The 13,257-nt window shown below is 55.2% G+C and carries 14 protein-coding genes; 4 read left to right on the top strand and 10 right to left on the bottom strand.

Annotated elements, in window-relative coordinates; translation table 11 throughout:
* The first annotated feature begins 51 nt into the window (after positions 1 to 51).
* From BLU11_RS07145 to BLU11_RS19225, 4 genes are all read left to right on the top strand, one after another.
* On the top strand, positions 52 to 4,599 hold the full coding sequence (locus BLU11_RS07145) for an RHS repeat-associated core domain-containing protein (RefSeq protein WP_157718613.1): 4,548 nt from the start codon (positions 52 to 54) through the stop codon (positions 4,597 to 4,599).
* The gene (locus BLU11_RS19230; protein ID WP_157718611.1) at positions 4,580 to 5,149 is read left to right on the top strand and encodes a hypothetical protein; all 570 of its coding nucleotides are present in this window, start codon (positions 4,580 to 4,582) and stop codon (positions 5,147 to 5,149) included. The genes BLU11_RS07145 and BLU11_RS19230 overlap by 20 nt, the downstream gene beginning before the upstream one ends.
* A 379-nt stretch (positions 5,150 to 5,528) precedes the next feature.
* A complete protein-coding gene (locus BLU11_RS07140; RefSeq protein WP_090272699.1) occupies positions 5,529 to 5,957 on the top strand; it encodes a hypothetical protein in 429 nt (142 codons plus the stop codon).
* A gap of 80 nt (positions 5,958 to 6,037) precedes the next feature.
* The gene (locus tag BLU11_RS19225; RefSeq protein WP_157718609.1) at positions 6,038 to 6,253 is read left to right on the top strand and encodes a hypothetical protein; all 216 of its coding nucleotides are present in this window, start codon (positions 6,038 to 6,040) and stop codon (positions 6,251 to 6,253) included.
* Positions 6,254 to 6,419: 166 nt separating this feature from the next.
* Here the strand turns inward: BLU11_RS19225 and BLU11_RS07135 are convergent, their stop codons facing one another.
* The 10 genes from BLU11_RS07135 to BLU11_RS07090 form a co-directional block, all read right to left on the bottom strand.
* A complete protein-coding gene (locus BLU11_RS07135) occupies positions 6,420 to 6,869 on the bottom strand; it encodes a type II secretion system protein (protein WP_157718607.1) in 450 nt (149 codons plus the stop codon).
* The gene (locus tag BLU11_RS07130; protein WP_090272697.1) at positions 6,856 to 7,359 is read right to left on the bottom strand and encodes a hypothetical protein; all 504 of its coding nucleotides are present in this window, start codon (positions 7,357 to 7,359) and stop codon (positions 6,856 to 6,858) included. Before BLU11_RS07130 ends, BLU11_RS07135 begins: the two co-directional genes overlap by 14 nt.
* Positions 7,356 to 7,910, bottom strand: a complete 555-nt coding sequence (locus tag BLU11_RS07125; RefSeq protein ID WP_090272696.1) for a hypothetical protein — start codon at positions 7,908 to 7,910, stop codon at positions 7,356 to 7,358. Before BLU11_RS07125 ends, BLU11_RS07130 begins: the two co-directional genes overlap by 4 nt.
* A complete protein-coding gene (locus BLU11_RS07120) occupies positions 7,900 to 8,220 on the bottom strand; it encodes a hypothetical protein (protein WP_157718605.1) in 321 nt (106 codons plus the stop codon). Before BLU11_RS07120 ends, BLU11_RS07125 begins: the two co-directional genes overlap by 11 nt.
* A 212-nt stretch (positions 8,221 to 8,432) precedes the next feature.
* Positions 8,433 to 8,999 (bottom strand): hypothetical protein, encoded by a 567-nt coding sequence (locus BLU11_RS07115; protein WP_157718603.1) that lies wholly within the window; start codon positions 8,997 to 8,999, stop codon positions 8,433 to 8,435.
* A gap of 151 nt (positions 9,000 to 9,150) precedes the next feature.
* Complete coding sequence (locus tag BLU11_RS07110) at positions 9,151 to 10,812, bottom strand: GspE/PulE family protein (protein WP_197674263.1); 1,662 nt, start codon at positions 10,810 to 10,812, stop codon at positions 9,151 to 9,153.
* Positions 10,809 to 12,029, bottom strand: coding sequence for a type II secretion system F family protein (locus BLU11_RS07105; protein ID WP_172828677.1), 1,221 nt, complete (start codon positions 12,027 to 12,029; stop codon positions 10,809 to 10,811). The genes BLU11_RS07110 and BLU11_RS07105 overlap by 4 nt, the downstream gene beginning before the upstream one ends.
* Positions 12,010 to 12,426: a type II secretion system major pseudopilin GspG gene (gene gspG, locus BLU11_RS07100; protein ID WP_090272692.1), complete on the bottom strand. Its 417-nt coding sequence runs from the start codon at positions 12,424 to 12,426 to the stop codon at positions 12,010 to 12,012. Before gspG ends, BLU11_RS07105 begins: the two co-directional genes overlap by 20 nt.
* Positions 12,423 to 12,905 carry a hypothetical protein gene (locus BLU11_RS07095; RefSeq protein WP_172828676.1) on the bottom strand — a complete coding sequence of 161 codons (483 nt, stop codon included), beginning with the start codon at positions 12,903 to 12,905 and terminating at the stop codon, positions 12,423 to 12,425. The genes gspG and BLU11_RS07095 overlap by 4 nt, the downstream gene beginning before the upstream one ends.
* Positions 12,880 to 13,257, bottom strand: coding sequence for a type II secretion system protein (locus BLU11_RS07090; RefSeq protein ID WP_269433240.1), 378 nt, complete (start codon positions 13,255 to 13,257; stop codon positions 12,880 to 12,882). Before BLU11_RS07090 ends, BLU11_RS07095 begins: the two co-directional genes overlap by 26 nt.

The raw sequence follows: 13,257 nt of genomic DNA, 5'->3' as shown, positions 1-13,257 counted from the left end.
TAAACAATTTACAACAGCTTATAACAACACGACGAACGAAGGATGGGCACCATGACAGGGATGATAGGTCGCGCGGTACTGGTTGCATTGTCGCTGGGCTGGTTCTTGCCTGCCCAGGCTGCCTGGATCGAGGTCAATACCGCCACCGCGCACCAGACCAAAACCCTGGAGACCACCTACGATGCCTATGGCAATGCCACCCGGGTACTGATCACCCAGCAGGCACGCCGCGCCGACGGGGTGGTCGAGAGCATGACCACGCTCAACCAGAACACCTACTACGCGCCGGATCTGGTGCGCTGGCGAACCAACCAGCTCGATACCGCCACCATCACTCACACCCAGGGCAGCTCCACCCTCACCAAGGTGTCCAAGACGGTGTACGACAGCAACACCGGGGCGGTGGCCCAGGAAATCAGCGAACCCAACAAGCCGGACTTCAAGGTGGTGACCCGCTATGTGCGCGACGCCTGGGGTAACGTCACCCTGACCGGGGTGCGGGCGGATTACAGCACCACCCCCGCCAAACGGGTTGCCGAAGTCATCTCCACCACCACCTATGACAGTACCCTGCGGTTGTTCCCGGTCACCCAGACCAACGCCCTGGGCCACACCCTGACACGCAACTATGACCTGAACACCGGCAACCTGCTCAGCGAGACCGGTCCCAATGGCCTGACCAGTTACAACCAGTACGACATCTTCGGCCGGGTCGTGGCCAGCATGACCGCCGATGGTACCAAGACCCTGACCACCTATGCCCACTGTGCCGGGGACAGCAACTGCCCGACTCATGCCCGTTTCTCGGTCAAGACCCAGGTGGTCAAGGACCCCAACACCGCCCTGCCCCCGGGCGGCGCCCCGGATCTGGCCGGCACGCCGATCACCCCGGAAAGTTATACCTACTTCGACAGCCTGCGCCGTGAGCTGTACAGCCGCACCCAGTCGCTCGATGGCCGCTGGGTCATCAGCGGGCGCAAGGAGTTCAATAGCCAGGGCGAAGTCACCCGCAGCGCCGAGCCCTATTTCCAGGGGGCCACGGATATCAAGTGGACCACCTATACCTACGATCTGCTCGGGCGGACCACTCAGATCCGCACCCCCAACAACAAGGTCTCCAGCATCGCCTATGGCGGGTTGCGCACCACCTACACCAATGAACTCAATCAGAAACGCACCGAGGATGTCGGTCTGCAGGGTCAGCCTGTACAGGTGGTCGATGCGGTCGGCACTGCCGAGGCCGCCACCAACCTGTATGAATATGATGCGCTCGGGCGCCTGCTCAAGGTGACCGACGCCAATGGCAAGCTGCGTCAATACACTTACGACCTGGCCGGCAACAAGCTCACCGACCAGGACCCCAACCAGGGTACCTGGAGTTATCAGTACAACAGCATCGGCCAATTGATCAGCCAGACCGACGCCAAAGGCCAGACCACCCAGATCAGCTATGACGTGCTGGGCCGGATGGTCCAGCGGCAGGCGCCGGACTTCAACAGTCAGTGGGTATATGACACCGCCACCAAGGGCATCGGCAAGCTGGCCCAGGTCACGGCCAGCAACGGCTATACCCGTTCCCATGCCTATGACACCCTGGGCCGCCCGATCCAGACCACCACCCGCGTCGACAGCCAGGACTACACCCTGAGCACCAGCTATGACAGCCTCGGTCGTGTCCAGTCTCTGACCTACCCCACCGGCATCAGCTACCACAATGTCTACAGCAGCCGCGGCTTCCTGACCAAGGTGCAGAACGCCGATGGCCAGCGGGTCTACTGGCAGATCAGCGACACCGCCACCACCACCGCCGATGCCCATGGTCGGCTGCTCAGAACCACCCTCGGCAACGGCGTGCAGACCCTGCGCAGCTACGATCCGCTCACCGGACAACTCACCAGCCTGGCCGCCGGGACCAACAGCGCGCGCAACAACGTACAGAATGACAGCTACCTGCACGACGCTCTGGGCAACCTGCTCAGCCGCAGCGAACACCGCAGCAACCTGACCGAAACCTTCCAGTACGATGCGCATAACCGTCTGACCAGCGCCACCGTGGTCGGCCAGACAGCCCGCACCGTCCAATACGACAAGGTCGGCAACATCACCTACAAGAGCGATATCGGTTACTACCGCTATCACAGCAACCGCCCACAGGCCGTGGCGGAGGTGTGCCGCAACAGCTCCATGGCCACCGGTAGCTGCACCCAGAGCTATGCCACCTACGCCTATGATGCCAACGGCAACGTCAGCACCGGTGGCGGCCGCACCTTCACCTGGACGGCCTTCAACAAACCGCTGAGCACCAGCCGCAGCAGCACCGGCAAAACCGAGAGCTTCGCCTACGATGCGGACTATCAGCGCATCAAGCACGTCCACACCGATGGCGCCACTACCCTCTACATCAACCCGCGGCTGGACTCGGGCGCCCACTTCGAGATCAAGCGCAACGGCGCTGTCACCGAGTACACCCATCATGTGTATGCCAACGGCGAAGCCGTCGCCGCGCTGGTCACGCTGAACACCGGGGCAGCCGTTAACAAGCTCAACCAGAGTTTTGCGGCCAACACCACCGGACTGGTCCTGCCAACCGCCAGCGCCGACCCCGCCGGGGCCGTCAAATACGATGCGGCGGGCCAACGGCTGACCCTGCACACGCTGCAGACAGCCGAAGGGACGACAGCCAAATCGCCCCTCGTACGCAGCAGCACCTACTACGCTGCCAGCGAGGGCGTGAAACTCAGCGTCGATGTCAGCCTGGCCAGCAGCAGTGGAACCGGCCGGGTGATCTCCCTTGGCCTGAACAATGCCGGCAGCACTGCGGCCGCCCAGACCGGCGCCCGCGATCTACGGGCCTATATCTCTGGCAACAAGCTCTACGCCCGGGTGACCAGCAAAAACCCCAACGGCGGTACCGCCAGTACCCTCAATCACCTCCTGGGTGAGGTGACCAATACCCACTACACCCTGGAAATCGAAGCCCACGAAAGCGGCAGCAGCCTGTACTTCTATCCGAAGGGCGGCCAGCGCAGTGCCGGCTATCAATACAGCACGCATATCCCTCAGCTCGGCCAACTGCGCTTCGTGGCCTATGGCCGCAGTGGCCCGGCCAACAGCGATAGCCTGACCTACCTGGACAACCTGCGCATCGATGAAGGCGGTGTCAGCATCAGCGCCGCCCATCCGCAGGAACGCTATCTGCATACCGACCATCTGGGCTCGATCGTGGCGGTTACCGACAACCAGGGCCGGATCCTCGAGCGCTCCTCCTATGATGCGTGGGGCAAGCGCCGGCTGTTGACCGGCCTCGATGACCAGCAGTTCGATGATCAGGGCCTAGGTATCCTGCCGAGCCTGAGCACTCATCACGGCTTTACCGGGCATGAAATGCTCGACGACATGACCCTGGTGCACATGAATGGGCGACTGTATGACCCGGTCATTGCGCGGTTCATCAGCGCTGACCCGCATATCGATGGGCTGTACAGCACCCAGGGACTGAACAGCTACAGCTACGTGCATAACAACCCGCTCAGTGCTACTGATCCCAGTGGATACTTCCTGAAAAAACTGGTGAAGAAAATTGTCGGCGGGGTCAAGAAAGCAGTAAAAAGTGTGTTCAAGGCGGTGATGAAGCCAGTAGGAAAAGTCATCAGAGCCATGGGACCATTGGCTCAGCCGCTGGTGGCTATCGCTTCGTTTTATATTTGTCCTGGACCTGCAGCAGCTGCATGTATGGCTGCCATGATGGGAGGAGGTGGTTTTGCTGTGGCCCATGCTCACGGGGCTAGTTTCAATCAATCATTGCGAATAGGAGCGTTAACAGGGGCCACTGCCTATGCCGGTGCACATGCAGCGCACTGGATAGGTAGCAACGCTAATAGTGCCATCGCGAATGTTGGAATGCATGGAGTCAGAGGTGGAATTACCTCGGTGGTATCGGGTGGTGACTTCCGTTCGGGCTTTCTGGCGGGTAGCTTTGGGGCATTCGGGGATGTCAATGGCCTGACCAATAATCATTTTGGGGCGGGGCTGTTTGGAGGTATCGGTGCTAAGCTGGGAGGCGGGAATTTCGCGGAAGGTGCCGTTGTTGCCATTGTTGGGCATGAGTTCAATGAGAGAAGACACTCCCGAAAAGCTTTTGAAAGAAAGTATGGTGATATTCTTTCGGCTGGGGGGATTGATATCGACCATAACGTCAAGAATGCTGCCAGCATATCTACTAGAGAGTGGCTAGGAAAAGTGGCCACTGGCGGAGATTGGGACTATAAAAATAATGCAAATTTAATCGCAGCCGGGATTTCCCCTGCTCGATTGGATGATTTTGGAAATATGCACTTCGGAATTGTAGCAAGAGCCCATGGGTTCAATCTTGAAGGCAGCTTGTATGGGGCAGGGCTTTACCAGGTTACAAAGCAAGGCGGAGGTAATTCTCGCCACCTAGCAATCGCCACAGGACTCTTGTCTAGGACTTATGGCGGATATCTTTTCCCAGACCCCGTTAGTCGCCTAACAACCAGGAGTGGGTTTACATGGGGAGACAACCCAGGTGATTCAATCAACATTATGAGAGGCTGGGATTATGCAGATAAAAACTATTAATCGAATGCTATTTTTATTCATCATAATTTCTTTGATGACTATGTCCGGCTGCGAGGAGCCCCAGAATAAGAAAAGTTGGAAAATCTTCAACGAGGCGTTGAATGAGGAAAAAATAAAAGAGGTTCCTCCAAGAAATCTAGAGGAAACCATAGATATCATGCTTCCCGAGTTGCAGTCCGTTGTGGGTATTTGCGAAAAAAACGCTGAAATAAATAGAGTATCCTCAAAGGATGAGCCCACCAGCTACTATAAAAACGTGCACTCTTCAAAAGAGTTGGATGCAGCCATAAAATTGATAAAAGAGAAGCTAGAAAAAGTCGGTGCACTATCAGTTTCTTGTGGAAGAAGAGGTGATTATAAGGAAAATCCCTTGTCAACAGTATCTTTTGTCATGCACGCATCAGGGCTATCTGTTTCTGGTCATTTGGAAAGCATAGTTTATATAACAAGTTGGACTCTTTCCCTCCCCGGCGCATTGACAAATGAAGAGTTAGGAGATAGAGGTTTCACCCCATCCAAGAAGCAAGGATGGTATATATATAAATCTTAACCTTCACAACCTTAGTTCTATACGGCGACCAGAGGAGTCAACTCTCATTCCGACGGAGTCCTTGAGGGCTATATCGAGCTCCTCTACCTTATTGATATAAAGAAAATTGGGTTTCTGAGACTCATTGAGTCTTTTTCGGGCTGTGGTGGTGCGGCAGACAATTTCTATTTTCATGTGGAGCATGACAATATTGGCCCAGATGGAAAATTATGGTGGGCCTTGATCCCGCACCTCCCCAACCATATTGCTCAACCAAACAATATCATCACTTGATTTTTTGGCGGGGAGTCTATCCATATAGATGGAGAGTATGGGTTCCAGTTCAGAACTTAGTGCATGACAACTCTGCAGTAAGCTACATTCAGGTAAATTTACGCCCATGAAAGAATTTGCAAAGTTAAAAATTTTAATAATAGCTGTCATGCTTTCCATTTCCGGCTGCGCAGACACTGAGGAGATAGCGCTTTACAGCCGTTCTGACTGCATTGTCAAGGTGGCAATATCTTGGGATGTTGATGGAATCGAAAGGGTAAAGACAATGAATACTTTGATGGACTTGATTTTGGATTATCAAGAAGCTGAGCATTCAGGAGAATTGTTATCTGGCTTGGCATTCCAGAAAAATGGGTCTGAAGTATATCTGCAGTACGGTTCAGACTGCGAACAGCGAGAAAACAATGCTAGAGATCTTTTCTCAGGTCCTGTGCATGAATTCTTGGATGGAAAAGCTCATTTTCACATCACTGAAGAAAAAGTCGAGCCCGGTATTGATACGATTAGCTTACAGGGAGAGGGTTGGATCGACTAGTTCTTTAACAGCGACACAACGACTAAATCACCTCCCTATATAATGCCATCGATCCCAGTGGGTATTCCCTGGAGAAACTGGTGAAGAAAATCGGCGGCGAGGTCAAGAAAGCGGTCAAGAGCGTGTTCAGCGGTGATGAAGCCCGTAGGCCAAGTCACCAGAGCCATGGGGCCATTGGCGCGGCCACATACTGCTTCCAATCCATCATGGGCTCCAGTTTTGCCACTTCTCAGGCCTGGATGGCAGCGATGACCAAGCATTCGATAACCAGGGCTTGGGCATCCTGCCAAGCCTGAGCACCCCACCATGGCTTTACCGGGCAGAAAATGCTCGACGACATGGCCTTGGTGAACATGAACGGAAGGCTCTACGATCCGATCATTGCGCGGTTTATCAGCGCCGATCCGCATATCGACGGGCTGGAATGCCTGAGCACAGTGAGGGAATACCCAGATGAGTTAACTACGGGACTACAGCCTTTATATCAAACAGCTCATCCCTGCCCCGCTGCTCTTTGCCCTGCTCTCGATAGCCCAATGGTATCCAGTGCTCGTCCCGCGGCACATCTGCGGCCATATACGGATTCAAGGGGATTCTGCGCAAAAAATATAATTTTCGCCTATCCGGAGTAGATACATCTACCACACCTTCCACAAGCTCTCCCAAACTCTTGGGATAGCCGTATGAGCCCTCACGTTGCTCAATGCGATGCTCATCATAAGCGTGCTTGTAGGTGTCAATAGCGGTTCGGATTTCACGCAGAGCCAGACGTAGATCTTGCTCTTTCTCCCGCTCTTGCTGGAGAGTCCAGAGCGGGAAACTGATACTGGCGATCAAACTGATAATCGCCAGCGAGGCGAGCATTTCGATGTAGGTAAAGCCACGGGCATGCATAAACCTAAGGCTCGGCATTCCAGTGCAATTCCTGTTGAACATCCATGGGCAGGTAGCGGAACACAGCGTAATCTTGAGCGATCCGATCCAAGCGATACAGGTTATCCAATTGCTCTCCTGCGGCAATGCTCTGGGCACGGTCTTGATAGCGGATATACAGCATCACCTTACCAGCATGCTGCAGTTGTCCTAGATACTGGACCGGCAATGGCGGTGCGCTAGGCGGTGGAGGGGGTGGTGGCGGTGAAACCATGATAGGCATCGGCACCGGTTCGAAGACAGGTTCGGGTTCAGGCTCCGGTACAAATTCTACTGCAGGCAGCTCGATAGCACGCCGCCATGGTTCCCGCTCGGGAACCGGCTGAGCCTGTAGCGGCGGTGATGCCTGGCCGGGGTGCTGCTTAGTAGGTAGCGTCACTGCAGGTATCGACGCAGGTTCTGGCCGGCTGGTGAGCCAAGCCAGTGCCGCACTGGTAATCAGCAACGCTATCAGCTTGCGAGAAATCATGGCTTGACTACCAGTTCAAAGTCGATGGTACTGGTAGCAGCAGCTGTACCGGTCTGATAGGCCCAACGTCGGAGCAACAATGCGTCATTCTCGAGTAAGGCCAAGAGAATAAAGCGCTCAACGCTGCCGTGCTCACCCGCCAGTTGCAACCGCAAAGCCTGACGTTGAACAATGCTGGCGGGTTGGCCGACAATCATTTGGCTGCCCAATGTATTAAGCGTAACCCCGGCCTCGTTGGCAACAGCGTGCAACGACGTGGTGATGTGAGTAAGCGCTCCGGCCTCAGGCAAAAAAGTATTAAACCGATTGAGTATATCTCTGTAATCCACCTCAGTATTGGCAACCGGGTTGTCGGCTGCCACCTGGCTCAGCTCCACCATCTGTCGCAGCTCTACAACATGACGTTCAAGGCTGACTAATCCCGCAAGCAGCAAAACCTGACCCGTCAGGATGATAAATAGTATCGTCTTTGCCAGTTTACTCAGAGAAGCAAACCGATAAGCAAAGGTCCAACGCCAACGATGCAGACTGGAGATCAGGTTATCTTTCACCGGCAGCTTCCTTGTGCAGGGAGTACAATCTCAAGCTGAGCTGATAACCGCCCTCTTGGGTACGCTCTTCCTGTCGCAGACTGGCCGAGCAAGGATATTTTTGTTCAGCAAGAGCTTGGAGATAATCGGCAAACTCAGTGCGATGATAGACGTTCATACGCATGTCGATGACGTCAGTGGCGGCATTCCAGTCAAAACTGGTGATGCGCACGGGTACCTGGGCGGGCGGCTGCAGACAAGCCATCCAGATATGCACAGGAAGCGTAAGCTGCGTCGAGATATCCAGAAGTTCCCGATAGGATTGTTGCATGATCGGGTCAGGTTGCGCATGGCGTGACCCTTGACTGGGTAGCAACTCAAGACTCTGCAATTGCACCTGCAGAGCACCGACCTGCTGGCTACGGTGCCACAGCCAAGTAGTCTGTACGACAGCCATACCCACAAAGATTGCAAGCGCAATCCAGATACCAGGCGGAACATACCTGGTATTAAGGAAGTGGGCGCGGTATTGCTGTGGGCACATCATGACGGCTTATTCGCTACGAATGAAAAGACCGGCTGAGTTGGGCTGAGACGCTCCAACGAGCCCAGTGGTTCACCTACCGGAATCAGCCCGAACTCATCAATCAGATAAGCAGCATCCGCCGGTCGGTGAAATTGTTGGCGAATCAGAGCCTGGATCGCCGCGACACTATTCGAAGCTGGAGCCAGACGGCGAATGAATACATCATGAATACAGACGCCGTGCTTATACAGCAAGGTGATGGTCGCCGGTTCCACGACGGCGAGCCAGCAGTGCTCTGTAAGTGCATTACAGTAACGATTCCATGCCGCTATGGCGTATGGCTCCATTCGCTGCAGCCGTTGGTTGGACGCCAGATTTGCTAATGATGGATCCAACCCCAGAATCAGCGCAGGTTGACCATAACTCAGCGGCTCAATCACCACGTAATCGCTCGGTGCGACATCACCCAGCGCATGCCGAGCATATCCACCCGCCATGCGTTGGACCGCCGCTGGCGTATCCATGGCCGCAGAAAAAGGCATACAGAAGATAGTGGTCAATGCCCCGCACAGCTGCACCTGCAATGGCTTGCCTGATAGTTGTGCGGCAGTTTGCTGCAACCAGCGGGCACACTGCTCGGCTGACGCCCCACCCTCCAGTCCTACTACAGGCAAGCTACTGGCTAGCGCCGGGCAGAGCTGCGTGGCTGACAGATAGACTCGCAGAGCCTCTGCTTTATTCCGCGAAGGTAACACGGGCCACCTCCTGAAGTGTCGTCAGTCCTCGGGCTGCACACTCCAACGCCGTTTCCCTAAGGAATCGAGTTCCACGCTGACGTACCTTCTCCTTGAGTCGCGATATAGGGGCCTGGGACACTATCAACTCTCTTATTTCATCATCAAGGATCATAAACTCGGCAATCGCCATGCGCCCCCGATATCCCGTTCCACGACATTGACTGCAGCCTTTGGCCTGACGGTAATCCGTGCTTACGTCGACCTCGTCGATCAGCCCCAGCTCCTTGAGGGAGGCCGCATCAGGATGCCAAGCTGTGGCACAGTGCGTACAAATGCGGCGCAGCAGCCGTTGAGCCACGACACCGTTCAGAGCGGAAGTCATGGCGTAGGCATCTATACCCATATGGCGGAACCGCTGGATGACATCGAGAATACTGTTGGCATGCACGCTGGTGAAGACAGTATGGCCAGTCAGCGCCGCTTGAATGGAGATGGTAGCGGTTTCTGGGTCGCGTATTTCTCCGACCATGATGGCGTCAGGGTCATGACGAAGTATAGAGCGCAGACCACGGGCGAAGGTTAGCCCCTTGGCTTCATTGACAGGAATCTGCAAAACCCCTTCCAGCTGGTATTCCACCGGGTCTTCGATGGTGATGATCTTTTCTTCGCTGGTACGCACTTCGCCTATCAGCGAATACAACGTAGTGGTCTTGCCCGAGCCAGTCGGTCCAGTAACCAACAACATGCCATAGGGTTGGCGAGCGATCTTGCGCAACATCAGACGCGACTCGTCATCAAAGCCAAGCCGTTCAAGGGATAACTCCGCATCCTCACCTGTCAGGTGACTGCGGTCGAGCAAGCGCAGCACGGCATCTTCACCGAATAGACCAGGCATGATGGATACGCGGATATCCACATCGCGCTCATTGATGATCGCTCGACAGCGGCCATCCTGGGGGATGCGCTGTTCAGAAATGTCCAATTCAGCCAGCACCTTGATACGCGAGACAATCTGCTCCGCCAGCTCTCGCCCTGTAAAGGTGTTGACCATCACCAGCACACCGTCCAGACGCAGTCGAACCAGTAATCCCGATTGGGTATTTTCAAGATGGACATCACTGGCCCGGCTATTCATTGCATCGAGCAAAATAGCGTTCAGACCGCGCACCGCTGGATGCTCTTCCTTCAGCGAGGCAACGGTGAGTGTCAGCGCGGGCAACCGCCCAGTATCGAGGGAGGCACTCGTGACATCCTGGGACAACCGATGGCTTTCGCCCCAGCTGGCCATGAAAGTCTGGATGTTTGCTCTCGTACTCAAGGCAATTTCAAAAGCACGTGGTCCAAGCGACTCTGTCAGCCATTCGTGCAGGAACGGGCGATAAGGATCGCAAAGCACGATGAGCAACCGGTCATGATCATCGTACAAAGGCAACAACTCTTTTCCCAAACAGTCCTGTAGCGGTATGGCATCGAATGCGGGGGTGCAATCATCCATCTGGGCAGGATAAAGCACACGAAACCCCGCGCGTCGGCCAACCTCTTCCAGTAATTGCTCTTCAGGCAGATCGGTCTGTTTGATCAACTGGGCCACGGGCGACACGCCCGGTACTACCGGCACACCTTGCATGGCCTCATCAACCAGCTGGGACAATGAGGTCATGGGCGCAGGCTCCCTGCCAGTTCAAAGATCGGTAGGTACATCATCACTACAATGCCACCAATCAATAGGCCGATAAACAGCATCAGCAGCGGCTCGATCAGCTTACTCAACCGCTCAAACAAATGGGCCAGCTCGCGATCATGAAAGTCAGCCGCCTGCTCCAACATACTCGGCACATCGCTACTGCGTTCTCCAGCCCTTAGTAGACGCAGGGCGATAGGCGTCATTAGTTGGCTGCCTGACAGTGCATCGCTAAGCCGCTGACCGTGCTGAATGCGTTCTATTGCCAGGTGCAAACGCTCCTGCAGCAAAGCGGGCAATAAACCTCCTGCCAGGCGCATGGCCTCAGGCAGGGGAATGCCGCCTCCTGCAAGTAGAGACAGCGATCGGCAGTAACGGCTTACATTGAAGCTTTGCCAATGCCTGCCTACCCACCGACTACTTATCAGCGACTGCGTGATGCGGGCGCGTACCGCCACGTTGCGCCATGCCGCAATGGTCAGGATAGGAATAGCCAGTAGACCGGCTGCAAGCAAAAACGGGTTGTCCTTGGCCCATACGCCCCACTGCAACAGCGTCCGGGCTGGCAGGGACAAGTCGGTACCAACCTGCTCATAGATGACACTGAAACGAGGCACTAGGTAAACAAGCAAGAACAGCACGACCGCCGTGCCAGCCACCAATAGCAGTATCGGATAGGTGATAGCGCTCAATAGCTTGCGCTTGAGTTCGTCCAGTTGCCCGCTGTAATCCAGGTAGCGTCCAATGACACGTGGCAAGTCGCCTGTACGCTCTCCAGAGCGAATGGTGGCGACAAACAGCGGTGGAAAACTGTCGGGTTGGTGAGACATAGCATCAGATAGGCTTTCGCCCTGCCTGACTCGATGCTGCAACTCTTCCAGAACGGCTCTCTGGGCAGGATGACTCTCGCGCTCGGCCAGCGCTGTCAGGACTTCCATGAGCGATAAGCCGGCTTCCAATAGGGTTTTCAATTCATGGCTGAGCAGCATCAGCGAAGGCTTACCGAAGCTACCGAACGATAGGCTGAATCTTTCTCCCATTGGGTGTATGTGGATCGCGTTCCACCCTTCCTCCTCCGCCCTGCGCAGCAATGCCTGCTCGCTTTCCGCCTCCAGCAGCTCCCGGGTGACTTGGCCACCGGGCAATAGCTTATCTACCCTGTAACGTGCCATGGATTCACCATTGAATATCCGCATTATCGCCATCTCCACCCGGCATACGGTCCTTGCCGAGAGAAATAAGCAGAAAATCCTGGCCATCCGGCCCTGGAGATTGAAATACATAGGGCGTACCCCAGGGGTCGAGTGGCACCTCCTTGCGCAGGTAGGGGCCACGCCAACGGCTCTCGCCTGCAGGCGGGCGCACCAGCGCGTCAAGTCCCTGGTGGGTAGAAGGGTAATGACCGAGTTCCAGGCGGTACTGGTCGAGCGCCTTGACCAACGCATCCATCTGCGCGCGGGCAGTGGTTATCTCGGAACTACCAAGCTGTCGGAACAGGTTGGGCGCGACGATGCCAGCCAGCAGCCCGATTATCACGATAACGACTAACAGCTCGAGCAAAGTGAAGCCGCTCTGTACAGCATTTCGCTTCATGGTAGAAAAATGAATTCCCATTGGTGATAACCTGTCGCCTTGGCAAAATGTGCATAGTGAGGGGAGAAACCGCCGGCCTTGATTGGCTGGCGGGTCGAGGTACTGCGTACCCCTATCAGCATTCCTCTATGGTCGTGTATTTCCATAAAGGGCTGGTCAGTCATGGGATCGGCATAGAGCTCTCGCAAATGCCGCGTCAACGTCAGCAGGCGAGGATCCTGTAGCAGATCGTCCAACTTGTACGGCAATTGTTTCACCTCACCCGGAGAAGACTGGTAATACCGTTCTATAGCCCGTCGGTACTGCTCGCCAATCCATAACAGCTCTGCCTCCATTGCTCTCTGGGTGCGTGTGCTCTGAATCTCCAGTAAACGCCCCAACCCCAAACTCAGAACAACCAGCAACAGCAACGCCCATAAAAAAGTCACACCTTGTTGGGCTTTGAGCGAAGCACTACCAGTCGACATAGCGCGTTCCATCCAGGGCCTGCCCTTGAGCCGTGCTTTTTATATCGTAGATCCCCGCCTGGTTGCCTTCCGCCGCTATCAACTTCCAGCTGTCATTTCTCCCGGTCATCGGATCAGGTGGTATCGCCCGCAGGTACTTGTTGCTGAGCAGGTCATCCAGCTTTTCAGGGTAACGTCCTTTATCCGCATGAAAATCATCCAAGGTTTTACGCAGCATATGCAGGTTGTAACGAAGGGCTTCTTCCCGCGCCCTGGCTTCTTGATTCAGATAACCTGGTGCAACCAGCGTCAACAGAAGTGCAATCACCGCCAGTGCCACCATCAGCTCAATCATGGTGAAGCCTTGTTGCCGTCGTCCTATCAT

Source organism: Halopseudomonas litoralis (assembly GCF_900105005.1).
Taxonomy (GTDB): Bacteria; Pseudomonadota; Gammaproteobacteria; order Pseudomonadales; family Pseudomonadaceae; genus Halopseudomonas; species Halopseudomonas litoralis.
The sequence above is the reverse complement of the archived record's forward strand: the minus strand, read 5'-3'. Positions and strand labels throughout refer to the sequence as shown.

Bases quoted from the DNA above. Each gene is read 5' to 3' on its own strand.
- BLU11_RS07145 (WP_157718613.1), top strand. From the start codon at position 52: ATGACAGGGATGATAGGTCGCGCGGTACTGGTTGCATTGTCGCTGGGC.
- BLU11_RS07140 (WP_090272699.1), top strand. From the start codon at position 5,529: ATGAAAGAATTTGCAAAGTTAAAAATTTTAATAATAGCTGTCATGCTT.
- BLU11_RS07120 (WP_157718605.1), bottom strand. From the start codon at position 8,220: ATGCAACAATCCTATCGGGAACTTCTGGATATCTCGACGCAGCTTACG.
- BLU11_RS07095 (WP_172828676.1), bottom strand. From the start codon at position 12,905: ATGGAACGCGCTATGTCGACTGGTAGTGCTTCGCTCAAAGCCCAACAA.
- BLU11_RS07105 (WP_172828677.1), bottom strand. From the start codon at position 12,029: ATGCGGATATTCAATGGTGAATCCATGGCACGTTACAGGGTAGATAAG.
- gspG (WP_090272692.1), bottom strand. From the start codon at position 12,426: ATGAAGCGAAATGCTGTACAGAGCGGCTTCACTTTGCTCGAGCTGTTA.
- BLU11_RS07135 (WP_157718607.1), bottom strand. From the start codon at position 6,869: ATGCCGAGCCTTAGGTTTATGCATGCCCGTGGCTTTACCTACATCGAA.
- BLU11_RS07130 (WP_090272697.1), bottom strand. From the start codon at position 7,359: ATGATTTCTCGCAAGCTGATAGCGTTGCTGATTACCAGTGCGGCACTG.
- BLU11_RS07110 (WP_197674263.1), bottom strand. From the start codon at position 10,812: ATGACCTCATTGTCCCAGCTGGTTGATGAGGCCATGCAAGGTGTGCCG.
- BLU11_RS19230 (WP_157718611.1), top strand. From the start codon at position 4,580: ATGCAGATAAAAACTATTAATCGAATGCTATTTTTATTCATCATAATT.
- BLU11_RS07090 (WP_269433240.1), bottom strand. From the start codon at position 13,257: ATGATAGGACGACGGCAACAAGGCTTCACCATGATTGAGCTGATGGTG.